The organism is Gemmata palustris (genome assembly GCF_017939745.1).
GTDB lineage: Bacteria > Planctomycetota > Planctomycetia > Gemmatales > Gemmataceae > Gemmata > Gemmata palustris.
This window is the reverse complement of sequence record NZ_JAGKQQ010000001.1, coordinates 3,034,050-3,057,773: the sequence shown is the minus strand read 5'-3', so window position 1 is coordinate 3,057,773 and position 23,724 is coordinate 3,034,050. Positions and strand designations below refer to the sequence as shown.

Below are 23,724 nucleotides of genomic sequence, written 5' to 3'. Positions count from 1 at the left end.
TTACGCCAGAATCAAGACAGTGTGGCATCGGTACACGAACTCGCGAGGCAGGGGCGCCGCACACGTCGAAGAACGACCATCGGAGCACCGATGGTAGAAAGGACTCGCCCCCCGGGTTCGAGCGAACGCGATTCGAGCGAGCGGAACCGTCAGCGGTGCCGGTTCCAAGATAGGGCTACCGGTGCCACGAGTAATCGAGCGAGCGACACGAACAGAACGACGCCCGCGGCCAAGTTGTAGTCGGAGGTCCATTCGACAGGAACCAGCCAACACAGCGCGGCGAAAAGCCCCGCCACAACCAGTACCCACGCGCCGAGAACACGCTGTATCGCCCCCGTGCTCAGTTCCCCGCGCCGGTGCAGCGCACGCAGCGCGGCCCCCGCGAGCAGGAACTTCAGTGCGATCAGTCCCGTGGCCGCCCACGGGAGCGCGGCGCGAATGCGGTCGAGGCGGGCCGGTTCCGAACCCCACCGGGTCCATTCGTATGCCACGGGTACCCCCACCAGCGCCGCCACGGTAATCGCGGCGTGAGCCACCCACGCACGCCCCGTCAGCCCGATCCAGAGGTTCTCAACCAGCAACCGCCAAATGAGGAACACCGGACCAATGGCGATCAGTCCGAAGAAAACACACGCCCGAGCAGTACCGAGCGCGGACACAGCGTAATCCCACTTTTGAGAGAGCCCATTCATACCACCGGTAAAAGCCATCCACGTACCGGCAACGGCGACGGTCAGTGCCCAGGTCACGCCGGAAATAATGGCCGCGGCGCGGAGCTTTGCGCTCACCAGCGCGGAGTTGCTCATGGGTCGCGTGGCGGCGAACGCGGGGAGGTTGAAAACCCCGTGCGTGATGTCGCCCATCGCTCCCATGTACTGACCACAGAAAGCGGCCATTAAAGGCGGAATGCACAGGAGCGCAACCCCGAACCCCGGCTTCCGGTCACCGGGCGGCTCCAACAACAATGCACACGCTACCAGAATGCTCAGCGCGAACAGAACCAGGAGCGGGAAGCCGAGTCCACGGACCCGCCACTCGTACCACACCTGCGCGCTCATCGGTGACGCGAACGGTCGGCGCGCGCGCAGTTCCCTGGGCCGCCGAAGCGCTCCGATGGCCCGGAGCCAGTCCGGGCTGTCCCCGCAACGCGCCCGCCCCACCCCCGCGCGGGCGACGAGGAACGCGACCGGGATCAGCACGACCGCGAGTGCGGTGAGGATCGTGTTTTCCGTGCCCGGCTCCGCGAATCGCTCGTCGGCAACGGCGAGGAGTACCGGCGCACGGACCAGCGCGGTCAGAACGACCAGCGCCACCGGCAGGCGAACCCACGGCAACCCGAACGGCACCCAGAGAACGGCCTGGATAGTGACCACGACTGCGGCCAGCATTGCCAGCCACCAGAACGGGGTCTCGATCCCGCAGGGGCGCAACACGAGTTGGTCCCACGCGACCCACGCGAGTGCGGCCGCGAGAACGCCCTGGAGCATCGGCCACCCGACCAGCACCCACGTCCGAACCGGGAGCAGGAAGAACCGCGCCGGGAACCCCGAGTCCGCGGTCTCCAGTCGGACCTCGGACCCGTAAGCGAACACGACAATCAGGTACCCCAATCCCATCGCGAACCAGATCGAACTGAGTGAGGCGAACATGCGCGGGTTGGCACCGGGTGCAGCGGCCGCGATCCCGGCGCACGCCCCCACGAACAGCCCGAACGCGGAGAGCCCCCACCGGTACCGCCCCCAAAACTCCCACGCCAATGCCGTGACGGGCGCGCGCATGGTTCACTCCTTCACCGGTTCGGAACCCTTCGTCCCCACGCGCGCGACGAAGATCTCGTCGAGCGACGGAACGCGCTGGCCGACCACTTCCGCCCCGCACGCGACTGCGGCGGCGCGCAACTCACCGAGCCGGCCGCTACACAGCGCGACCCACTCCGCGCCGCGCCCCTCCCACGCCAGCGCGCCGGCAAGTGTGGGCGGGTGCGGGCGCGGTTCCGGGAACCGCAGCGTCAACCGGTGGTGAGTGCCCTTGATTTGGTCGAGCGCCCCGCTGAAGACGACGCGCCCGCGGTCGATCAGCGCCACCCGGTCGGCCACGCGCTCGACCTCGTGCAACAGGTGCGAGGAGAACACGACCGTCCGCCCCTCCTCGGCGATCGTGCGAATGATCGCCCCGAGGATGTCCTGCCGGACGATCGGGTCGAGTCCCGAAGAAGGTTCGTCCAGCACCAGAAGTTCCGGCCGGTGGGCCAGCGCGAGAACGAGCCCGACCCGCGCCCGTTGGCCCTTCGACAAGTGCTTCACCTTCACCGCCAGATCGAGCGCGAACGACCGGCTCAACTCCTCGGCGAATGCCGAGTCCCAACTCGGGTAGAACGCCCGGGTGTACCGGAAGAGGGCGCCCACGCGCATCCACCCGGGCAAATCGGGCTCTTCGGAGAGGTAGCCCACGCGAACCAAAACGCCCGCGGGGTCCGCGGCCGGGTCGTGCCCGAACACGCGCACCGAACCGCGCGCGGCCCGGAGCAGCCCCAGAACGTGTTTGATGAGCGTCGTCTTGCCGGCCCCGTTCACCCCGACGAGTCCGAAGACCGTCCCACGCGGAACGGTCAACCGGACGTCGTCCAGCGCGACTTTGGGACCGAACCGGCGGGTCAACCCCGCCACCTCGATCACGTTCCCGTCGGACTCGGAAAGAACAGCGACCATCGGCTCACACCTCTTCGGGGTTCAGGGCTTCATCGCGCTGGCGCAGTAATTCAATCACCTCGTCGGTGCGCACGCCGAGGTGCCGGGCCTCGGCGAGCAGGGCGTCGATCCGCTCGGTAACGATCTTGAGCCGCTCGCGCCGGGCCAACGGGGAGCCGGTCGCGGACACATACGTGCCCGCGGTCCGGCGCTTCTCGACGATCCCGGCAACTTCCAGTTCGCGGTAGGCGCGGGCGACCGTGTTCGGATTAACGGTGAGCTGATCGGCGAGAACCCGGATCGCGGGGAGTTCCTCGCCGGGCACGAGCCGGCCCGACGCGACCAGGTACTTCACCTGGTTAACGATCTGGAGGTAGATCGGAACGCCGTCGTGCGGCGAGATGTGGACGTCCATCGCTCAGCGCCCCGAGATTGTCACACTGTATCGAACCACTGATACAACCAAGACGGCATGCGGAACGGCCCATTTCACGAAAATGGGCGCGCTCGCAGAAATGCCCGGGCGCTGCAGTTCCGACGAAGGTGACCGAATCGATTGCCGGCGTTGAGGTGATACCGGTGGGGTTCCGGCGCGTCGTTCGCAAGATTCCGGCGCAGCGCAGAAGGTTCTGTGAATTGCACGGGCGAGAAGTCGCGTTTGGCTTGCGGTTCGGGCGGATGTGCGAGAACATGGGCCGATCAATTACGGTTCCTTGTGTAGCTCGGGTGCCAAATGTCCGCGTTCCTCCCGCAGTTCGATCCCGATCCGGCCGCGCGCACGTCTGCGCGCGACGCGGCCCGCCTGAAGTACCAGTTCAACTACACGTTCGTTTCCCCGCTCGCCGTCATCGACCGCGTCCCGCGCGAGCACGAGTTCTCGCACGAGTGGCTGAAGGCCGTCGGGGACCGGGCGCTCTTTGTACTCTCGAACCGCATCGACCTGGAGGGGAAAACGGAATTCAGCGAGTACCTGCGGAGCAAGCACTCGCTCCTGACCAAAGCGATCGCGTGGGGCGCGGAACTGTTCCTCGGCGTCCTGCGGGAGATGGTGACCGACTCGCTGAAGTTCACCCTCCGATCGACGGCGCGCCCCGACCGGCCGGCCGCGCTCAGCGCGTACTCCGATCTGTTCCGCTCGATCGGCCTGCCCCCGATCAGTGCGACCACGCCCAGCGACCCCGCGTTCGCGCACATGCGCGTGGCCGGGCCGAACCCGGTCATGCTCCAGCGTGTGAAAACGCTGGACGCCCGGCTCCCGTTCACCGAGGCCGAGTTCCAGCGGGTCGTGCCCGGTGATTCGCTCGCGGCGGCCGGGGCCGAGGGGCGCCTGTTCCTCGCCGACTACCAGTCGCTTAACGGGGCCGTATCGGGAACGTACCCGCACGACGTTCAGAAATACGTCTACGCGCCGCTCGCGCTGTTCGTGACGGACCGGACCACGCGGCAACTCCGCCCCGTGGCGATCCAGTGCAAGCAGGCGCCCGGCCCGGACAACCCGGTGTTCACCCCGGACGACGGCCACAACTGGCTGATCGCCAAAACAGTTGTGGAGATCGCCGACGGTAACTTTCACGAGGCCGTCACGCACCTCGCGCGCACGCACCTGCTCATCGAGCCGTTCGTGATCTGCACGTACCGGCAACTCGCGCCGAACCACCCCCTGTTTACGCTCCTGGTGCCGCACTTCGACGGCACGCTGGCGATCAACGACGCGAGCTGGCGCCACCTCATCGCGAACAAGGGAGCGGTGGACCAGTTGTTCGGTGGAACGATCGAGACGTCGCGCAAACTCGCGGCGTCCGGGGTGCAGAGCTACCTGTTCAACGAATCCATGCTCCCAAAGGCACTGGCGGATCGCGGAACGGACGACCCCGAAACGCTCCCGGAGTACCACTACCGCGACGACGCTCGACTGTACTGGGACGCGATCCAGAAATGGGCGAGCGACTACCTCGCGCTGTACTACCCGACCGATGCCGAAGTCCAGGCTGACCCCGAGTTGAAGGCGTGGCTGACCGAAATCGGCGCGGTGGACGGCGGGCGCGTGAGCGGGTTCGGCGTCGGCGCTGCGGCCCCGACGCGCGCGTACTTGATCGACGCGGTCACGATGATCCTGTTCACCTGCAGTGTGCAGCACGCCGCGGTGAACTTCCCGCAATACGACGTGATGAGCTACGTCCCCGCGATGCCGCTCGCTGGCTATGCGCCCGCCCCGACCTCGAAGACCGGAGCGACCGCGGCCGACCACCTCGCGATGTTCCCGCCGATGGACATGGCCGAACTGCAAATGGAGCTCGGGTACGTGCTCGGCACGGTCCACTACACCACGCTCGGTGAGTACCCGGCCAACTACTTCCTGGACACCCGCGTGGCCGAACCGCTCGCGCGGTTCCAGAAGCAACTCGCCGAGATCGGCCGAACCATCGATCAGCGGAACACGACCCGCGTGCCGTACCTCACGCTATCGCCCTCTGGCATCCCGCAGAGCATCAACATTTGAGTCCACCGAGTCCCGCGTGCCGGCGCATGCGCCGGTTGGTGAGAAGTTTCTGAATGCCGCTCGTGCGGGCCTCATGGACGGGTGCCACGTTTCATGACGCCCTTGTGTTTGTGCCCGAAAACAACCAAAACCGCATCATCTCGCACTCGCGGATTTTAATGAGTTCGGAATCCGATCGTACTTGTTCTGTTACAAACCGCGGGGTTATGATGCCGACCCAGTTGCGGCCATGCGTTCAGGAGGACGCGCGCTTTGTGGCAAAACTCTGCCGACCCTCACGACCGGTTCTGCCACCGGCGACCCGATTTTCTCGTCATCTCCCCGCCCAAAACGGGTTCGACGTGGCTGGCCGCTAACCTCCGACATCACCCCGGGCTCTTTGTGCCGGAGGTGAAGGAGGTCAAATACTTTAGTTCCCTCTTCAAGTACCTGGATTTCGGCTGGTATTGCGATCACTTTAATCCGGCCGGCTCTCGGCGGGCGGGCGAGGCGTCACCGTCGTATGCCTCTCTTCCGCTCGCTACTATCCGGCTCATCCGCAACCTCCTGCCGAACATCAAGCTCGTGTTTCTGATGCGGGAGCCGGTCTCCCGCGCCTGGTCGCACGCCAAACACAACCATCGCTACCGAGAAGCCAACTTCGCACACGCTCCTTCTGACGACGGCGGCGTTACAGACGATGCGTGGCGAGCGAACTTCGCCCACGACTGGCCCCTCGTTGCGGGCGACTATTTCGGTCAGCTCCGCCGATGGTCGGCCGTTTTTCCCGCCGAGCAGCTTTATGTCGGGTTCTACGAGTCGATCGCCACGCGACCGGGTGCCCTTTTACGCGACGTGTTCCGGTTCCTCGGGGTCGATTCGGAGATCGATCTGACCAACTTCCCGGTTGAAGAACGCATTCTCCCCGGGCCACCCGGCGATCTCTCACTTGAACTCGCCCACGAGCTACGCGGGCTCCTTCGCGACCGAACTGCCGAGTTGGTTGATTTCACACGCGACCAGTTCGGCCTGGAGGTTCCACCGGAGTGGCGGGTGACGCTCGACTCGCCGGCTCCCGCTCCGCCCAATCAGCCGGCCGCGTTCCGGTTAGCGGGTGACGACGAGTACCTGTCCGGCGTCATGCGGCTTGAAGAGACTTTCGCTTCGGGTCACCGCCTGGTGCTGTCCGATTACCGCGGGTACGACATCGCGTTCTCCCGCGGCGCGCTACACGCGACGCCCCGTGATGCACAGCGCGCGCTGAGTGAAGCGCCCCTCGTAGCGCCGACGCTGGAAGAAATGAAAGAGCGGATCACCACCCGGTTGCTGGAAGCGGCAAATGCTCGTGTACAGGCAGTCGAGGACGAACTCCGTGCGACCCGCGCGATCACGTCGCAGTTGACCGCCGAGCTAGCGGAACTGGTTGCTATGGCCCGTCGCCCTTCACTGGCCCGTCGGCTCCTGCACTCGATTCACCTCTCCAATCTTCCCAATTGATCTGTCGTGCGCTCGCGCCGAATCGATCGGCGCTCGCTTCTCCCCAGTAATCGACTCAATTTTGTGGTGTACCAAATCGAGCGGCCCGCGAGCTCGATGTACCAGCGAGAGGATTGTTCCTCCTGGTACATCGGGCTCACGGGCCGTTCGATCGCGCAGTTTATCTCGATACCGGTTTTCTCCGCGTCACCGAACTTCGCACGCATCCGCTTGGTGGGACCGCACGCCATCTTCGCGCGGTTCAGCTTCGACCCGTTGCAGCGTAACGACCCGCTCGGGAGCACCCCCGCTCGCCCGATCCAGAGCCGCTTTGAGGCCGCGGTTCCACGAATCCAGGTTGTACTCGTCGCGGACGTTCGCCCGGGCCGTCTGGCCGAGGCGCCGGCGCAACTCCTGGTCTTCCACCAGGCGCGAAACGGACTCCACGATCCCGGCGACCACCTCGGGATCGGGCGTGTACATGAACTCGTAGTTCTCGCGCAGCATCCCCGCTTCCGGGTCGGCCCACGACGCCTTGCCGTAGCGCCCGCGAACCACCAGCCCGTTCTGCTCGTGCTCCAGGTACTCTTCCATCCCCCACCCGTCGGAGCCGACGACCGCAAGACCGTATGACATCGCTTGAAGCAGCGAGACGATGTGAACGCGCGCGGCGGGTAGCAGGAAGATGTGGCTCTCGGCGTGCAGTTCGGCCATCTCCTCGTCGGTCAGGAACCGGTTGACGATGCGAACCCAACCGCCCTCCAGAATGCGCAGGTAGTGATCGTCGAGGGCCGGCAGCTCGGTTCGCATGGTGAGCCGCAGTTGCGGGTACCGCTTGCGGAGGATCGCGAACGCTTCCAACACGTCCAGTCCGCCGCGGACGTAGAAGTTCTCCGGTACCTGGCACCACGAGTTGATGAACAGCAGGTGGATCGGCTCGTCCGCCGGTTGCGGGTCGTGGCGCTGCCAGCGCTCGGGGAGCCGGACGCCGAGCGGCGCGTAAACCACCTTCTTGCGAATCGCCTCGCTCTTGAACAGCGCCGGGACCAGCTCCGCGGTCGAGCGCATGTGCGTCAGGATCGCCTTGCAGTGGTCGGCTTCGAGCAGCGTCTTCACGATGGGGAAGTATGGCGAATCGGCGAGCGACAGCCCGCACGTGTGCCCGTTTTGAACGAGCGGGTAGAACAGCGTCGTGGGGTCTTCGATCTCGATGACCCAGTCGTTCTGCCCGAAGGTGTACGGCATACTCGTCAGGAACACCAGCTCCTGGCGCCCGAGGAGCAGTTGCGATTGCAGGTGCCGCGTCTGGAGGAAGTTCAGCACCGCACCCGGCTTGCACCCGCGCCGCAAGAGTGTCACGAGCAGCCGAACGAACGCCGCGAAGACCGCGACCCGGGTCGCAATGGTGACGCCCCGTTGCGGGCGCACGAAGTTGAGCGCACTTCGCGCTGCCAAAATCGCGCTGCGTGCGGCCTTCGCGAGTTTCTGACCCAAACGCGCGCCCCGCGCACGCAGCCCACGGGCGCTCGGGGCCGGGGGCACGACCCGCTTCTCACCCGGAGGAGCGGACCGAGTGAACCGGTACCCCTCCGGCGGGTTTCCGGTGTGTTTGAACTGCGGGTGGGCGCCGCAATTGCCGGATACCGAGAAGATCGGGAGCCAGCCCGCGAACTCCACCGGCGCACCGGCCGCGACCCGGCGCACCGTCCGTTCCAGTTCTTCCGCGCCGGTTCCCGCGATGACGCCGACGCGCTGCCGGTCACCCGGCACGTCCAGGTCGACCGCGCCGGCCGATTGAGGCACCGCGTAGAACGCATCCCGGTGCCGGACGATGTCGTAACCTTCCACCTGTTTGAGAGCTTCGGTTCGTTCCGCCCGTTCGTCCCAGGCGTCCACGAGCCGCTCGATTTCCGCCAGCGTCGGTGCGGACAGAACGGCCGGGTGCCGGTCCAGCATCCCCGGCGTGCTCAGAATGCGCTCGACCTGGGCCGTGGGCGGGAGGGCGTGAACCCGCCCGTGAATGCGGATCAGCCGGAAGCCCTTGTACGCCTCCGGGAACGGAACTTTCTCTCGGCGACCCAGGTGCATGGCGAACGTTCCAGAGTGTGTGGTTGTGCGAGCTCAATGAGAGGCAAAATGGACGGTCACTGGCACGGGCCACCGGGAGAGGGGCGCCCGGTCGATCAGGCGAACACGGAGACGAGGTTGCGGCGCACCTTGCGGAAAATGCGGCTCGGCAGTCGGCGCACCGGCTGGGCGCGGACCTTCCGCCACGTGCCCTCGAGCTTCGATCCCCAACTCGGGCGGAAGTCGGTGCCGTGGACCATGTTCAGGTAGACGTTGCGGGCCTGCCGGCGGACGAGCTCGAACCAGTACTTGTTGAGCGGGCCGACGTTGTTCGTCAGCTCCATGTTGTTGTAAGTCACCGCGGTCCCGACGCTCGCGGGGCGCTCGTACTCCCCGCCGCGCTCGTAGAACGGCGCGTGCTGCTTCCAGATCACGATCCCGTACAGGTCGTACAGCGCCACCGAAAGGCCCATCAGCCAGCTATCGACGTTCGCCTGCCAGCCGAAGTTCTGGCACACCTCGATGAGGCGCGCGCTGATAACCGGCGACCAGCACCCGAACGAAACGACCCACTGGCGGACCGCCTCCTCTTGCTCATAACTTCCGGCGAACGACTCGATCGGGGGCCGGCGGTACCCCATGATGCAGAACTCGTCCTTCACGTCCAGGATTTCCGACACGAACCCGGGCCGGCTGAAGTAGAAGTCGTCGGCCGTCATCAGGCAGAACCGCGACCGCGGGTCGCGCTGCGCGAACATGTACTCTTGCGCGTGGTGCAGCCCGTGGCGCCCCTCGCCGCGCGACCAGACGAACGCGCGCACCGCGAACGGGTACTTGGCGAAGAAGCTGTCGGGCAACCGGGAATCGTCGTCGGAATCGAACTTGATGAGGAACTCGATCTGCTCGCGCTCGGCGGGGGTCGTGCAGGCCACGGTCGAGTCGAGCAACCGCTGGAGGCCGGAATCGGGATTACCCTTGTCGCGCGAGCAGAACAGGACGCTAATCATGGTACCCTCCCTGGTGACCCCCGGCGGTGCGGGCGGCCGTGCCTCCATGTGAAGTTCGGCCGGGGGCGGCAAGGTACGGCACCGCGGAAAACTGGTCAAGCCAGATCGCGGTACCACTTGAAATTCGGTGCGTTCTCATAAACAGCGGGCGACCGCTCGCTCGGCACTCGATCGATCACAGGTAGAAGACGACCTTCTTCCGCAGGCGCGACGCGATCGCAACGGCGAACACGAACAGGACCGCGGTACAGGCGGCGCCCTTGAGGTACATTTTGGCATCCGGCAGCTCGCCGGCGGTCAGCGGGAACCGAACCAGTTCCAGGTACACGTTCAGCGGGTTGAAGCGGGCCATCCACCCGAGCCCCTTGCTGACGAGCAGATCGGGCTTGTACACGATGGGCGTCAGGAAGAACAGGATTTGCGCCGCGATCTCCAACAGGTGCTTCGTGTCGTGGAAGTAGACCTGCGCGAACGCACAAATCGTCGCGACCGCCCACCCCGTAACGAAAATCAGGAACAGCGCGGGCACGACGGCCCACATGAGCCGGAGGTTCTCCCCGTGTCCGTCAATGGCGACCGCCGCCATTGCGACCCCGAGCGCGAATACCCCCTGAATCGCGTACCCGAGCACGAAGCGCAACGAGTACAGGCCGAACGGGAGCGGGTGCTGGCGGATGTACGACTCGTGCGAGATGATCGCCAAGCACCCGCTCACCGCGCACTCGCGGAAGAACCCCCACACCGCCAGCCCCACGAGGAGCATCGTGGTGTACTCGGCGGGCGAGAGCATGAGGACGCCGCTGAACACGGTGACGTAGGTCGCGGCCATCGTGATCGGGTGGATGAGCGACCACACGCCCCCGAGCCACGACCGCTTGTACCGCAGCCGGAGGTCGAGCCGAACGAGAGCGAACAAGAAGCTCCGAAACTTCCAGATCGCGGTGACTTGATTCAGCATCCATGACCTCGGTCAACGAGAGCGCGCTCGGGGTGTCGGCGGGCACGTGAAGCGCCGCTATCTATCAGACCCCTCCAAATCTCGACAACCCCAATCGATTGACTCGTACCCGCAAGGCGCCCGAACCACCGCGTCGCCACAAATCGTGAATTAGTGTCGGTTTGAGAACGGCGCTAAGCGTTCAACCTCGCGCCGGAGCGTTTCGACACCGCCTGCAATCGCGACTTCGTTACCTCAAGGGAGCGCCCGGGCGAGTCTCGTTTCGAGATCCATGTAGCGATCAGACGAGCCGCGACCGCAAGGGAGGTGTCTCATGCTCCCTTGCGGTCGCGGCTCGTTACAAGGCCACCGAAACGGGACTAACAAACACTAACATTTTGGGGTTCGGAGGAGTGGTGCCGGCCGTGTGTCGCGCCAACTGCTGAGATTTCAAGTCTTTTGGCGCCACCTCTCTCCTCGTGGCCCACGCAAACGGCTAACAATCGCAAACATTTTTGCAGTTTCGGCCGCTTCAGGCTCACATTTACTCATCTCGATCGACATCAGTATCGAACTCTGCTCCCCGCACCGGAGTAGCTCGGTCGCATTAATCTAATCAATTATACACTAGTGAACGGAAAATCCAAGCGTTTTTTGGCCGCTCCTGAAATCGCCGCGGATTGATTCCCTGGAGCGTTGACTGCGCGGAACCGAAGGCGCCTCGGTTTTCCATCGTGCTCCAGATTTGGTCGCGTCCCCTCCCCGATTGGAGAGCACCCGTGCCCCTCGTGAATGTCAAACTGATCGAAGGCGTTTTCACCTCCGTGCAGAAGCAGGAGATCATCCGCAAGCTGACGGAGGCGATGGTTTCGATCGAAGGCGAAAACATGCGCGCGGTGACGTGGGTGGTCGTGGAAGAGGTCAAGAGTGGCGACTGGGGAATTGGCGGCAATCCTCTCACCACGAACGACGTAAAGGCGCTCGCGGCGGGCACCGCCAAAGGGTAGCAGAGCGTAAACACTACGGCCGAGGGTTCCGGCGTTCTCACCGGCCCTCGGCGCCTCACTCCGCCGAGTAGACTTGCCATAAAAGTATGAGCGACGCCGGAGGCGCTACTTCTTCTCGACCTCTGCCGCGAAGTCCCAGAAGCCGAGGCGCGTTTCACTTTCGCCATTGGGTTCCGCAACGACGAGCAGCGGGCGCGTGGGGTGAAACGCCGGCACCGCCTTCTCAGTATTCCACGTCTTCAAGATGCGCCCGGTGGACGCCTCCCAAACCGTCAGCACGCCCGCACTTTTTGCAGCATACAATCGGCCATCGGAATTAAATGTGGTAACACTATCCTCTGCTAATGTTGGCTCGCCCTCAAGCACCGCAACTGACTTACCGGTCGAGACATCGACAATAGCCGCACGACTAGGATTGTCACCGATAACAACAAGCCGCTTACCGTCTGGAGAAAAGACCGAGGGACGCAATACCGCACCGTGTTTAGCACCCAATTTCTCGGGCCACTTGAATTCACACAACTCGGGCTTGTCTCGATTCTCAAGGTCATGCGCCCGCACGCTCAGGCCACTTGGGGTCGTAAACGCCAGGCGCTTGCCGTCTGGAGAAAGAGCCATGTAGCCGTAGGGAATTGTCGTGAGTGGTTTCCCCGACTTGCCCGTCGAAGTATCCACTTCGATTACGTCCACCGTTTTGGGCTCGCCGCCCGCGCCTCGCTCGTAGTTCATTCTCGTTGCACGGAACGTCTTACCATTCGGGCCAAAGGCGTAGGGGGCGTACACGTTAGCGCCATCGAAGTTCACCGTTCGCAATTTTGCCTTGTCTCCGAGTGTCGGCACGCCGCGTCGCGGGTTCGCTTCCGCTTTATCTAAATCCCAGTACACAAATTGGTGAAGACCACTGAGAAGATGGCGTTCGCGCCGGTCGGTGATAAGCTGTTTCCCATCACTGGTGAACCCAATGACAGAGCCGTTCTTCGGCATTTGCGTGTAGCTGATGATCTCTTCAAAATCCTGCTTGCCCGTATATTTCACAAGAACAAAGGTCGGATCAAGTGAGCCCTCTTTCTGCCCACCTACTGCCCCAACAATTGCGAGTCGATCCCCGGACGGAGCCCAAATCACTCGTTCGGATGCGGCGAGCGGCAAATCCCATCCGGCGGTGATGCGCGGTGCCGCAGCGAGCGCGGGCAGCGCCTTTTGCTCGGTCTGTGGTTTCAGCGTCTCCTCACCCTTCACGGCGACCGGGGGATTCGGTGGATCGGCAGGCGGCGCGGCGATCGGGTTCGCGGCGAATACCGCCCCCGCAACTGCGGTGACCACGATCAGTCCGAACACGAGCGTCTTGCGCACAGCGAGTCCCCTTTCAGTGAGCTTGGCCAGTGGACCGGGAACAGCCCCACCGGACGAGTAATCCGCGACCAACCCGCACGTCTTCTTGACCAGATCGCTCGCGACCGTCGTTCCGGCCTGTGTCTCAGTAACCGCGAGCGGAAGTGCGGAAACTGCGAGTGCGATGCCGCGTTTCGTGAGCCGCGCGGCGAGCTTCTTGCGCCCGTTGGCCAGCCGGCTCGAAAGCGTGCCCTCGGGCACACCCAGCGCCGCGGCCGCTTCTTCACGCGATGCCCCACGCAAATCGCACAGAATGATCGCATCGCGATAGCACTCCGCCAGCGCCGCGAGTTCTTCGTCGAGGATCGGCGCCAGTTCCGGCACCACGGGTGGAGGCGCGGGGGCGCGTGGTTCGGGCAACCGGGACACCGAAACCTCCCGCGTGCGCCTTCGGAGCACCGAGCGCCGGGCGCGCCACGCCACCCGGAACGCGACGCCGTACAGCCAGCTCCACAGCCGCACGTCGCTCCGCAGTGCCCCGGCTTTCTGGGCCAGCACAAGGAACGTGGCCTGGAATGCGTCTTCGGCGTCCTGTGCGTTTCGGGTCACGCGCCGGCACACACCCAGAACCAGCGCCCCGTGTCGGCGCACCAGTTCCTCGAACGCAACCGCGTTCTTGGTGAGAACGAATTGCGCGAGCAACTCACCGTCGCCGGAACCGCTTTGTTCCAATTGCCGCAAGATTTCCGCCGGTCGCGCTGCGTTCATCCGCGCCCTCCGATCCGTATATTCCCCGCTCGCGCCGTGCGCGTCGCGCAAAAATCGCGGGAACGCGGGTGATGATACCCGGTCGCGATGCGAGAGTGGTTCCGCGCGAGCCATTGTTAACAGGCGGGCAGAACGTGAGGGCACCTTCTGCCCGCTTGGGGCGGTAAGCCCGGCACCCGTGCAGAGTATCTGGATGTGGCGGCGAACCGGTGTAAAGAGTGCCGAGGTCCGATTAATCCGCCGGGGGGTTCATGTGGATCGCACCGGCCGGCCGGCGTGCCCGGTGGTGTCGCCTGTAAGATTCATATACCTCAGAGGGTGCGGGCGCCCGCACGACCCGACTCGCCGTTGCCTTAACAATCCGTGCTCTTGGAAGTGCGCGCTGGCGTTCCACCCACCGGGAAGCTATCGTCAAACGGATTCCCGAACGCCCTTGCTGTGGGAACATCACCGTTGCGGCAGGCCCGGCCGCGGAGCAAGTGCTCGTGTTCGCATTCCCGACCGATAACGACTCCGACTCGCCGGCGCCGGACCCGTCCGCGCAACCCGAGCGGACCGATTCGCCCGCGGACGAACCGAAGAGCGATTCCCAGCACCAGGAGACGCAGCGCCTCAACCTCCCGCCGGCGCTTCCGGGATCGGACGACATTCGCGCCGATCTGACCGCGGCGTTCGGGGACCGGTACGAATTGGGGAGCAAACTCGGGCAGGGCGGGTTCGGCGCGGTCTACCGCGGGTACGATCGGTCCTTGAGTCGAGCGGTCGCGGTGAAAGTGGCGCGGGTCGAACGAACAAAAGCAGGAGACGTCGGACAACTCTCGCTGGAAGCCCGCCAACTCGCGCAGTTGCGGCACCCCGGAATCGTCACCGTTCACGACGCGGGCGCGGGCGGGCAGCGGTGCTTCATCGTTTCCGAACTCCTGACCGGGCCGACACTTTCCGCGTGGTTGCGGGACCACCGCCCGAACTGGGAGGCGGCCACGGAACTCGCCGCGGCCGTCGCCGATGCCCTGGCCCACGCCCACACCCGCAGCATCGTCCACCGGGACGTCAAGCCCTCCAACATTGTCCTGCTCGACGGTAGCAGGCCGGTGTTGGTCGATTTCGGGATCGCACTATCGGACACCACCGCCACCGGTTCCCGGGGCGTCGTCGTGGGTACGCCCGAGTACATGTCGCCCGAACAGGCTCGGGGGCAAGCCCACCGGCCCGACGGTCGAACCGACATCTACAGCCTCGGCGTCACCCTCTACGAAATGCTCTGCGGGCGCCCGCCGTTCCGCGGGGACGACCCGTGGCTGGTTCTCCGTCAAGTTCAGGAAGACGATCCGCAACCGCCGCGCCAGCTCCGCCCCGACCTCCCGTCCGACATCGAGCGGGTCGTCCTCAAAGCGATGGCGAAGCTGCCCGCCGACCGGTACACGACCGCGGCCGACTTCGCCGCCGATCTCCGACGCGCGCTGCGCCGAGCGGAGCCGGGAATCACCCCCGCGCTGTCGCGCTCGGGGCGCCCCCCGATGAGCGGCGACGTCTCGACCAACCTGCTCCACATTCCGCCCGTCGAGAAGGACACCGACCGCGGGCGCCCGACCGATTCGGCCCCGATCACGCCGGTGTCCGGCGAATCCGTTCGCGCGACCCGCGGCGCGGAGCGCCGGCAACTCACAGTCTTGTACGCCGAGTTTGAAACGACCGGCGATCCCGACGACGTGGACGATGCGCACGAGCGGTTCCTGACGTTTCAGTCGGCGTGCCGGGAGGTCGCCGGGCCGTTCGGGGGACTCGAACTCCCCACGACCGGGACCGGCTACCTCGCCTGTTTCGGCTACCCCGTTGCCCGAGAAGACTCCGCGCGCCTCGCGGTCCGGGCCGGGCTCGCGGTCACCGCGCGGTTCCAGGGCGGAACGAGCGGCACGATCCGGGTCGCGGTCCACACCGGCCCCGCGGTCGTCACCGAGGCCGCGAACCAGCCAACGGTGGTCGGTGACGTGGTCAATGCCGTTACCCGCTTCGCGCAGTCCAGCGTGCCCGGTAGCACCACCCTGAGTGCCGCGGCCCGCTTGCTCATTGAGGGGTACTTCGACTACGAGCCCGCGGGCGAAGCGCGGGTGCGTTCGGGCGCCTCGCCGACGGCCCTGTTCCGGGTCACCGGCGAGCGGGGCGCGCACAACCGCGTCGAAGCGACCGACCCGACCCGGCTCACGCCGCTCGTCGGCCGGGACCGGGAAGTCGAATTGCTCCGCGAGCGCTGGGAACTGGTGCTCGAGGGGATCGGCCACGTGGTGCTCCTCGTCGCCGATCCGGGGCTGGGTAAATCGCGCCTCGTCCGGGTGATCCGCGACCACGTCCGCGGGACCGAACCGCACCACGACAGCGACCATTTCGGCACCGACGGGTCGGCCATCGTCTGGCACTGCTCGCCGCACCACGAGGGCAGCCCGTTCTACCCCGTGATCGACTCTTTTACCCGCGTGCTCGGTCTGGCACGCGAACCGAACCCCGCGCCCCGGCTCGAACTGCTGATCGCCCGGCTCCGCGAGGACGGCGTCACCGACCCCGAGCGCGTCGCCCTGTTCGCTTCGGCACTCTCGATCCCGTTCGCCGGCCGGTTGCCGGAGCTGAACTACAGCCCGGACCGGCAGCGCGAACTGTTCCGTGCCGCGGTGCTCGACTGGCTCCGCGACCGGGCCGTTCGGCGCCCGGTGCTCTTCGTGGTCGAGGACCTGCACTGGATCGACCCCTCTACCGAAGAGCTGCTCACCGAGTTCGTCGAGCGGTGGCACGAGGTGCCGATCCTGGCCGTGTTCACCACGCGCCCCGAGTACGAGCCGCCGTGGAAGGGGAAGACGAACCAGACCGCGGTCGCACTGAGCCGCCTCACGAAGCGGCAAATCGGCGAGATGATGCGCGGCGCCACCGGGAAAGACGACATCCCGCCCGCGGTGGTCACGCAGGTGGCCGAACGCACCGACGGCGTACCCCTGTTCGTAGAAGAGTTCGCGCGCGTGCTCGCCGAGGGCGGGAACTGGGCGGTCGGGCTGATCCCGGCCACGCTCCAGGACCTGCTCCTCGCACGACTCGACCGCATGGCCAGCGACCGGGACGTGGTGCAGTTCGGCGCCGCGATCGGCCGCACCTTCTCCTACGAGATGCTCCGGGCCGCGGGGGAGTGGGACGAACCCGCCCTTCGCGCCGAATTGGAGAAATTGGTCCGAGCTGGTGTGCTCTTCGCGAAGGGGACACCGCCGCTCGACACTTATACGTTCAAGCACGCACTCATTCAGGACGCGGCGTACCACTCGCTCGTGCGGAAGCGGCGGCAGCAGGTTCACCAGCGCATCGCCGAGGCGATCGAGCAGACGCTCCCGGACACCGCGGAGACGGAACCGGAACAGCTCGCCCACCACTACACCGAAGCGGGTCGCACGGAGGTCGGGCTCGATTACTGGGCGAAGGCGGGGAACCGCGCCCGGGAGCGGTCGGCCTACGCCGAAGCGATCCGCCACCTCACCCGCGGGCTGGACCTGCTCACCGGCCTGCTCACCGGTCCCGAACGCGACGCCCGCGAGTTCGGGCTGCGGCTCCCGCTCTGTTCGTGCTTCCTAGCCACGTTCGGGTACGCGGCACCGGAAGTCGAAACCGAGATCATTCGGGCACGGGGATTGTGCGAGCGCCTCGGCCCGGCGTTCCCACTGTTCGACGTGATGATGGTGTCCTGGGCGCTGCGATTCATCCGCGGCCGGAACGCCGTCGCGCAAGAAATCTGCGACGAGCTACTGTCGCTGGCCGACGTTCGAGACGACGGGTGCCGGACCGAAGCACACTGGGCACTGGGCTGTACCGCGTGGTGGGCCGGCGACTTCACCGGCGCGCTGGAGCACCTCACGCTGTCGGCGGAACTCTACCGCCCCGAGGCCGCGGCCGAGCACGCGAAGTTCACCCAACAGAACTCCGGCCCGCTGACCACGTCTTACGCGGGACTGGCGCTGTGGATGCTCGGCCGGCCCGACTCCGCGCGCCAAAAAGCGAACGAAGCGCTGGCTCTCGCGGCGCAGTTGCGCCACCCGTTCACCCAAACTGTGACGATCTGGCAAACCGGGCTGATGTTCCAGCTCGGGGGCGACCCCGTTGCGGCGCTGGCCGAAGCTGAGAAATCCCTCGCCATTGCCCGTGAGCAGTCGTTCGCTTTTTGGATCGCGCTACCGACGTCACTGAAGGGGGCGGCCCTCGCACAACTCGGCCGGCCCGCCGAAGCGATTCCGCTCCTCCAAGCGGGGCTCCGCGCGGTCGAAGCAACCGGGTGCGAGATGGTTCACCAGCACTTTCTGGGGTGCCTGGCCGATGCACACTGGGCTGCGGGCCAGCGGGACGAGGCGTGGGACGCGCTCAACCGGGCGTTCGCGCTGACCGTGCGGGACCGGGAGCGGTACGTCGAATCGGAGTTGTATCGTCGGAAGGCCGCGTTCCTCCTCGACGAATCGGCCGCGGACACGGCCCCTGCCACCGAGTGCCTCGAAACTGCGCTGCGAATCGCACGCGACCAACAAGCCAAGTTCTTCGAGTTGCGTGCGGCCGTTGCGCTGGGGCGCGTGTGGGCGACCGCGGGGCGTGTGGACGAGGCCCGCGCGCTGGTACAACCGATCATCGACTCGTTCACCGAGGGACTCGACGCGCCCGACCTCGTGGGGGCTCGCGTGTTACTCGCACACCAGAAATAACCGCGTCGGTCCGGCAGCAAATCGAGAGGCCCGTCGATGAGAGCGACTTGGGACAAGTTCAAGCTCTGGTTCTGGGGGAAGTTCTTCATCCTCCTCATTGCCGTCGGGTCGGGCTCGCAGCGCCGGCGGATGTCGCACAACAACGGGATCGCCGGGCGCGGCAAGCTGCGGATCGTCACCAACCCGCAGTTCCCGGAAGCCGAGTTCTTCGAGCCGGGCCGCGAGTTCCCGGTCCGCTTGCGCCACGCGAGCTCGGGGTACATGGACGACGCGATGAGCCCCGTGCGCAGCGCGACCCTCAAATTCGCCGACACGCGGTTCAAGAGCCCGCTCGACATCCAGATGAACACGGGCCGGCACTGCTTCTTCTGGAACGCCGCGAGTTTCCTCGAATTCGCCTTCGACCGCAACGAGCACGCCGGCATCGAGTACGTCAAGTACCACACCAAATACGCCGACGGGCGCAAGTCGGCGGCCGACGCCCAGATCAAGGTGCCGGTGTCGTTCACCACCATGTACTACCACAGCCACACCCCGTTCGCGTGGAAAGCGAAGGACGGGAAACCGCGGTACGTCCGGTTCCGGCTGATCCCCGGCGACCGCGCCCCCGAACAGCCGCCGCCGAACCCGGCGTGGGTGGCCCAGGTGCGCGACGACCCGGCCCTCGCTCCTATCGCCGCCGATCAGCGCGCGGTGCCCGGCGAAACGCGGGACGTGAACTACCTGAAAAACGAGTGGGCGGAGCACGTGAAGACCGGGCCGGTCCACTACATCCTGCAGGTGCAATTTCACGAAGTGAAGCCGGACGACCCGGACGTGATCCGCAACCCGCTCGAACCGTGGGACGAAACGACGCACCCGTATGTGGATCTGGCAACGGTGGAGATCACCGAACTGCTCTCGCACAAACAGCAAGATCAGATGGCGTTTGAAGTCACGAACATGCCGCCGAGTATGGATTTCTTACCCGCCGCATCCGTTCACGATTACAACTCGCTCAACTACATGCGGAAGCAGGCGATTTGGGCGATCCGTGCCCGCTGGCTGTTCGCGATGGTGTTCGGCGTTCAGAAGCCGATCGCCGACGGCGATATGTCCGTGCGCAACCAGCGTTTGCCGGGAACGTAATGCGAGATCGGGTGAAGAGGCGTTAGGCTCACGGCCGCAGTTTTACGAACCGCGACCGCGAGGGGGCCCGACGATGCGGACTTTACCAGTCCGGGACATTTCGAGTTGCAGCGGTTCTACGAGCCGCGATCGGGAGAGACATGGTTTTACGAGCCGCGACCGCGAGGGAGCGGTGCAGAGGCGTGCCGATGTCGGGCGCGATCACCGGCAACCACTGATGCCTCCCGCTCCCTCGCGGTCGCGGCTCGTAAAACCATGTCTCCCCCGATCGCGGCTCGTAAAGCCCCGCACCCCGGACGAGCGGTGACTGTTTGGCAAACTTGGGAGCGGTGGGGAAGGCCGAATCCGGCGCGAGCGAAATCGATAGGTTCCCGTGAAGGGATACGAGATGTGATTCACACGGGGGCCACGCCGAGCGCCCGGTTCACGCCGTGATAACGCCGACCGGGACGCGGATCGCCTCGCGCGAAACCTCTTTCCCACCGCGCGCGATCGCGGCCAGCGAGAGGTTCACCAGGAGTTCTTCCTGAGTCCGGCCGATGGCGAGCAGCCCGTTTACGAGTGCGAGGCTGTTCAGATACGGGTTCGGGTTCACTTCCAGAACGTAGAACTTGCCGTCCGCGTCCATGCGCACATCGATGCGTGCGTAGTCGCGGCACTGGAGCGCGCGGAACGAGCGCTGGGCGATGACCGCGAGCCGCGCGAAGTCGGCGGCCGGGATCTCGACCGGCGCCCGCAGCGGCGCGGACTTGTACTCGTCGCTGTGCTCGTCCCACTTGGCGATAAACGTGTAAACGGCCCATTTCCCCGGTTGATCGTTCCGAAACGCGATTTCCGCCAGCGGCAGTACGAGCGGCGGGGCGTTCGGCGCGGCCCCCGGTTCCTCGATCATGTTCACGTGGAACTCGCGCCCGGACACGTAGCGCTCCACGAGCACCGGCGGGCCATACGTCGCCAGCACGTGCGCCACGCGGTCCTCGAGCTGCTTCTGGGACGTGACCACGCTCTCCTGATTAATGCCGATACTCGCGTCCTGGTACGCGGGCTTCACGATCGCCGGCCACGGGTGGCACCAGAGCGGGACCGGCAGCGCGTCAATGATCGCGTAGTCCGGGGTCGGGATGCCGGTCGCGGCGAGGATGTGCTTGGTCCGAATTTTGTCGCGCCCGAGTGCCAGTGCGGGCGACGGGCACCCGGTGAACGGCACGTTCAGCCACTCGAGCAGCGCCGCGGCGGATACTTCCGTTGCGGTCTGGGTGGCGATCCCCTCGAACAGGTTGAACACCGCGTCGGGGCGCTTCTCCTTGAGAACGTCGAGGAGCGGTTGCGGGTCGTAGTTGATTCCGAGTTTGGTGGTCTCGAACCCGGCGGCCTTGAGCACCTTGAACGTGTCGTTGACGGTGTCGAGGATGTCGTGTTCGGAGTTGGCGTCCGGGTGATCGGCCGGGAGCACCGGCTCGTTGTAGAGCAGGAGTATGGAAGGCGCGGTCATTGGTGAAACTCGGACCCGTGCGCCCGGCTCAGCGCACCGGGAATGCCGTCGTTATCGTCCGGGCTAAAGCGGTCAGCGGAGATGTTCCCGCGAATCTCGCTGCGCGGGCTGGTGCGCACCAGGCGAAAAACCGCACGAGCCGCACAACCGGTTACGGACGTGTCGGTCTTCAGTCGTAGGTGACATCCCGCTCTGGAACCCATTCGCAACCGGGATCGCGATCACCGTGTTCAAAGAACCTCTTTGCTGCCCGCAAAACGACGTCTTGGCTCACGAGAGCGTACCGAGCAAAGAAATACTGCTCGTGTACCAAGCGCCCTTCGACCGCTTCGTCTCCCAATCGCGACTCGATCAAGTTGAAGTAATCCCGGTCGCTCGGCGCGCAGCCGCTCATGTAGTAACCGAGTCCCTGAACGTACTCGATGACGAAGAACGCATTGGAATCGGCTTCCAACGACACCTGTGTAGCCGGTCGGTGCTGAAGTTCGAGAAGCAGCCGCTCGGTCTCTGCCCACGAAGGTTGAAGGTTGTTATTCACTCGGTGGACCGCGTGCGGCGCACCCTCCGAGTGAATAATCCCGTACACAGCGTCTCGGTCGCGAAGCAACTTGGCGGAACGAGCGGTTGCAGCAACCAACTCGGCTTCGATCAGCGCATTGAGTTCGGTCTGCTCCTCTGCCGAGAATGCCGCACCGTGATCCCGCGCGCTTCGCCGGCGCGCCATCAGTTCCGTGAGGCGCTCGATTTGCCCGGCAGAAAAGAACTCGTTGCCAAAAGTCAGATTTCCACCCGGTGCGTGCATCCGAAACCCCTTGTTGGATGTCACTTCTTCCCGCGTCGCCGGTTACCGACCTCATCGATATCGGCCGCAAGCGACTTCAGCGTGACGTCAGGGTTGATCGCCCGCAAGAACACGCTTCAGCTTCACACCCTGCATAAGGCGATTGAGCGCGGCAACGTCTGGCAGCCCGGATAAGTCGCGGGTGGAGATCACGGGTTGGTCTCGCAGGTTGCACGGAACCCGGATGGTGGTGTAGTATCTCGGTGAGGTGGTACATGACACAAGCCGCGAATGCGATTCTCGAAGCTCTTCTTCAACTGCCCCGAGCGGATCGTGGTGAGTTGGCCGCGCGCCTTTTGGACAGCCTCGAGTCCGAGGCCGACACGGGAGCAGAATCGGAGTGGGCCGAGGAAATACGCACACGAATCGAAGACACACAAACCGGTAAAGTGAAGGCCGTCCCGTGGGCCGCGGCCCGCGAGCAGATCCTGGACGATGCCGATGGCGGAAGTTGAACTCCACCCACGAGCAATCGAGGAGGCTCGGCACGTCCGAAGGAGATAGGCGCGGGTCAAGTCAGCGATTGGCGGCGCGGTTCGTTACCAAACTCGATACCGGCATTGCCGCGATTGGTGCGGAGCCGGCGCGGTTCCCGTCGCACCAACACGGCACTCGCTTCTACCGTTTGCCCCGGTTTCCTTATCTGCTGATTTATTTCGAGCGCGATTCGGATACCGTTCTTCTGCTCGCGGTGATGCACACCCGCAGGCGCCCCGCTTACTGGCACAGACGGTTACCGTAACCCGTACCGCGTCACCGCGGCGTCCAGGATCATGCCGATGAGTTGCGGGTAGGTCAGCCCCATGCGGTACGCGAGGTAGCACAGGTCGCCTGACTCGGGGTTCAGGCCGGGGAGCGGGTTCACTTCCAGGAAGTACGGCACCCCGTCGCGCACGCGGAAGTCCAGCCGGGCGACGTCGCGGCACCCCAACCCCGCGTAAACGGCCATCGCGTCGGCCTCGATCGCTCGGGTCACGTCGGGCGGGAGCTTCGCGGGCGCCACGTAATCGACCGCGTCGTGCCAGTTGCGTTTCACTTCCAAACTGTACACGAAGTCCGCGGCCGCGTTCTTCGGGATCACGTGCATGATGCCGATCGATTGCGGCGGGTCACTCCCCACGAGGCCGATCGTCACCTCGTCGCCGGCAATGTACTCCTCCACCAGCACCGGTTGCTGGTAGTCCTTCCACAACCCGACGATCACGGGGCCGAACTCCGCGGCCGTCTTGATGAGGCACCGGTTGCGGATGCCCTTACTCGACCCCTCGCAGGTCGGCTTCGCAATGACGGGGAGCGTGAGTCCGGCTTCTTCGAGGATCGGCGGGAATTCGGCAAAATCGCCGTCGTACTCGCCTGGCGCCGGCGCGAGTGTAATCCCCTTTGGGACGGTCACGCCCAGCGACTCCGCGACGCGACGCATCATGTCTTTGTCGAGCGCGACCGCCAGCGCGAGCGGATCGGAGCCGGTGTACGGGATGCCGAGCATCTCGCACACGGCCGGGACGCGGGACTCGCGCGAGCGGCTCACGCCGGCGCCTTCCGCGAAATTGAACACCAGATCGGGCGGGTTCTTCAGAACGGCTTCGAGAAAGGGCCGGCCGTCACCGAGTTCCGTGACCGTGTGGCCGAGGGCGCGGAACACGTCGCCGATGGCCGCTACGGTTGCGGGCGAATCGAACTCCTCGTGCAGATCGTCCGGCGCCCCGGTCGGGAGCGGGCCGTCCGGCTTGATGGTACAGGCGATTCCGATTCGCATGGCGAGCACTCCGTTCCGTGTGGCCCGCC

17 protein-coding genes are annotated in these 23,724 nt (G+C 65.3%); 7 read left to right on the top strand and 10 right to left on the bottom strand.

Features of this window, described 5'->3' with window-relative positions; genetic code table 11:
• Positions 1-149: 149 nt before the first annotated feature.
• The 3 genes from J8F10_RS12415 to J8F10_RS12405 are packed head-to-tail and all read right to left on the bottom strand — an operon-like array spanning position 150 to position 3,102.
• A complete protein-coding gene (locus J8F10_RS12415) occupies positions 150-1,778 on the bottom strand; it encodes a hypothetical protein (protein ID WP_210654122.1) in 1,629 nt (542 codons plus the stop codon).
• Positions 1,779-1,781: 3 nt separating this feature from the next.
• Positions 1,782-2,708 carry an ABC transporter ATP-binding protein gene (locus tag J8F10_RS12410; RefSeq protein WP_210654121.1) on the bottom strand — a complete coding sequence of 309 codons (927 nt, stop codon included), beginning with the start codon at positions 2,706-2,708 and terminating at the stop codon, positions 1,782-1,784.
• Between the two features lie 4 nt (positions 2,709-2,712).
• The gene (locus J8F10_RS12405) at positions 2,713-3,102 is read right to left on the bottom strand and encodes a GntR family transcriptional regulator (RefSeq protein WP_210654120.1); all 390 of its coding nucleotides are present in this window, start codon (positions 3,100-3,102) and stop codon (positions 2,713-2,715) included.
• A gap of 318 nt (positions 3,103-3,420) precedes the next feature.
• On the opposite strand from J8F10_RS12405, the gene J8F10_RS12400 reads away from it, so the two are divergent.
• Both J8F10_RS12400 and J8F10_RS12395 read left to right on the top strand, forming a co-directional pair.
• Positions 3,421-5,187, top strand: a complete 1,767-nt coding sequence (locus J8F10_RS12400) for a lipoxygenase family protein (RefSeq protein ID WP_210654119.1) — start codon at positions 3,421-3,423, stop codon at positions 5,185-5,187.
• 252 nt (positions 5,188-5,439) lie between these two features.
• Positions 5,440-6,663: a sulfotransferase domain-containing protein gene (locus J8F10_RS12395; protein ID WP_210654118.1), complete on the top strand. Its 1,224-nt coding sequence runs from the start codon at positions 5,440-5,442 to the stop codon at positions 6,661-6,663.
• A 186-nt stretch (positions 6,664-6,849) separates the two neighbouring features.
• Here J8F10_RS12395 and J8F10_RS12390 read toward each other — a convergent pair whose 3' ends face one another.
• The 3 genes from J8F10_RS12390 to J8F10_RS12380 form a co-directional block, all read right to left on the bottom strand.
• On the bottom strand, positions 6,850-8,730 hold the full coding sequence (locus J8F10_RS12390) for a glycosyltransferase family 4 protein (protein ID WP_210654117.1): 1,881 nt from the start codon (positions 8,728-8,730) through the stop codon (positions 6,850-6,852).
• 95 nt (positions 8,731-8,825) lie between these two features.
• A complete protein-coding gene (locus tag J8F10_RS12385; RefSeq protein WP_210654116.1) occupies positions 8,826-9,716 on the bottom strand; it encodes a hypothetical protein in 891 nt (296 codons plus the stop codon).
• 175 nt (positions 9,717-9,891) lie between these two features.
• The gene (locus tag J8F10_RS12380; protein WP_210654115.1) at positions 9,892-10,674 is read right to left on the bottom strand and encodes an ABC transporter permease; all 783 of its coding nucleotides are present in this window, start codon (positions 10,672-10,674) and stop codon (positions 9,892-9,894) included.
• A 758-nt stretch (positions 10,675-11,432) separates the two neighbouring features.
• Between J8F10_RS12380 and J8F10_RS12375 the strand changes: the two genes are divergently transcribed.
• On the top strand, positions 11,433-11,660 hold the full coding sequence (locus tag J8F10_RS12375; RefSeq protein ID WP_210654114.1) for a tautomerase family protein: 228 nt from the start codon (positions 11,433-11,435) through the stop codon (positions 11,658-11,660).
• Positions 11,661-11,765: 105 nt separating this feature from the next.
• On the opposite strand, the gene J8F10_RS12370 is transcribed toward J8F10_RS12375, so the two are convergent.
• A complete protein-coding gene (locus tag J8F10_RS12370; RefSeq protein WP_210654113.1) occupies positions 11,766-13,760 on the bottom strand; it encodes a sigma-70 family RNA polymerase sigma factor in 1,995 nt (664 codons plus the stop codon).
• Positions 13,761-14,245: 485 nt separating this feature from the next.
• Between J8F10_RS12370 and J8F10_RS12365 the strand changes: the two genes are divergently transcribed.
• A complete protein-coding gene (locus J8F10_RS12365) occupies positions 14,246-18,478 on the top strand; it encodes a protein kinase domain-containing protein (RefSeq protein WP_210654112.1) in 4,233 nt (1,410 codons plus the stop codon).
• A 36-nt stretch (positions 18,479-18,514) separates the two neighbouring features.
• Positions 18,515-19,606: a hypothetical protein gene (locus tag J8F10_RS12360; RefSeq protein ID WP_210654111.1), complete on the top strand. Its 1,092-nt coding sequence runs from the start codon at positions 18,515-18,517 to the stop codon at positions 19,604-19,606.
• A gap of 424 nt (positions 19,607-20,030) precedes the next feature.
• On the opposite strand, the gene J8F10_RS12355 is transcribed toward J8F10_RS12360, so the two are convergent.
• Positions 20,031-21,098: a D-alanine--D-alanine ligase family protein gene (locus tag J8F10_RS12355; RefSeq protein ID WP_210654110.1), complete on the bottom strand. Its 1,068-nt coding sequence runs from the start codon at positions 21,096-21,098 to the stop codon at positions 20,031-20,033.
• A 169-nt stretch (positions 21,099-21,267) separates the two neighbouring features.
• Entirely contained in the window at positions 21,268-21,900 is a 633-nt protein-coding gene (locus J8F10_RS12350; RefSeq protein WP_210654109.1) for a hypothetical protein, read from the bottom strand.
• 254 nt (positions 21,901-22,154) lie between these two features.
• On the opposite strand from J8F10_RS12350, the gene J8F10_RS12345 reads away from it, so the two are divergent.
• On the top strand, positions 22,155-22,394 hold the full coding sequence (locus J8F10_RS12345; RefSeq protein WP_210654108.1) for an addiction module protein: 240 nt from the start codon (positions 22,155-22,157) through the stop codon (positions 22,392-22,394).
• Positions 22,343-22,681, top strand: coding sequence for a type II toxin-antitoxin system RelE/ParE family toxin (locus J8F10_RS40785; RefSeq protein WP_390891106.1), 339 nt, complete (start codon positions 22,343-22,345; stop codon positions 22,679-22,681). Before J8F10_RS12345 ends, J8F10_RS40785 begins: the two co-directional genes overlap by 52 nt.
• Here the strand turns inward: J8F10_RS40785 and J8F10_RS12335 are convergent.
• Positions 22,673-23,695, bottom strand: coding sequence for a D-alanine--D-alanine ligase family protein (locus J8F10_RS12335; protein WP_246523216.1), 1,023 nt, complete (start codon positions 23,693-23,695; stop codon positions 22,673-22,675). The two genes, J8F10_RS40785 and J8F10_RS12335, sit on opposite strands and share 9 nt — an antisense overlap.
• Positions 23,696-23,724: the final 29 nt, after the last annotated feature.

What these genes read in the sequence shown, in the direction of transcription:
- J8F10_RS12405 (WP_210654120.1), bottom strand. Translation starts at nt 3,102, where the DNA reads ATGGACGTCCACATCTCGCCGCACGACGGCGTTCCGATCTACCTCCAG.
- J8F10_RS12400 (WP_210654119.1), top strand. Translation starts at nt 3,421, where the DNA reads ATGTCCGCGTTCCTCCCGCAGTTCGATCCCGATCCGGCCGCGCGCACG.
- J8F10_RS12380 (WP_210654115.1), bottom strand. Translation starts at nt 10,674, where the DNA reads ATGCTGAATCAAGTCACCGCGATCTGGAAGTTTCGGAGCTTCTTGTTC.
- J8F10_RS12355 (WP_210654110.1), bottom strand. Translation starts at nt 21,098, where the DNA reads ATGACCGCGCCTTCCATACTCCTGCTCTACAACGAGCCGGTGCTCCCG.
- J8F10_RS12370 (WP_210654113.1), bottom strand. Translation starts at nt 13,760, where the DNA reads ATGAACGCAGCGCGACCGGCGGAAATCTTGCGGCAATTGGAACAAAGC.
- J8F10_RS12390 (WP_210654117.1), bottom strand. Translation starts at nt 8,730, where the DNA reads ATGCACCTGGGTCGCCGAGAGAAAGTTCCGTTCCCGGAGGCGTACAAG.
- J8F10_RS12360 (WP_210654111.1), top strand. Translation starts at nt 18,515, where the DNA reads ATGAGAGCGACTTGGGACAAGTTCAAGCTCTGGTTCTGGGGGAAGTTC.
- J8F10_RS12345 (WP_210654108.1), top strand. Translation starts at nt 22,155, where the DNA reads ATGACACAAGCCGCGAATGCGATTCTCGAAGCTCTTCTTCAACTGCCC.
- J8F10_RS12415 (WP_210654122.1), bottom strand. Translation starts at nt 1,778, where the DNA reads ATGCGCGCGCCCGTCACGGCATTGGCGTGGGAGTTTTGGGGGCGGTAC.
- J8F10_RS12385 (WP_210654116.1), bottom strand. Translation starts at nt 9,716, where the DNA reads ATGATTAGCGTCCTGTTCTGCTCGCGCGACAAGGGTAATCCCGATTCC.
- J8F10_RS12335 (WP_246523216.1), bottom strand. Translation starts at nt 23,695, where the DNA reads ATGCGAATCGGAATCGCCTGTACCATCAAGCCGGACGGCCCGCTCCCG.
- J8F10_RS12350 (WP_210654109.1), bottom strand. Translation starts at nt 21,900, where the DNA reads ATGCACGCACCGGGTGGAAATCTGACTTTTGGCAACGAGTTCTTTTCT.
- J8F10_RS12410 (WP_210654121.1), bottom strand. Translation starts at nt 2,708, where the DNA reads ATGGTCGCTGTTCTTTCCGAGTCCGACGGGAACGTGATCGAGGTGGCG.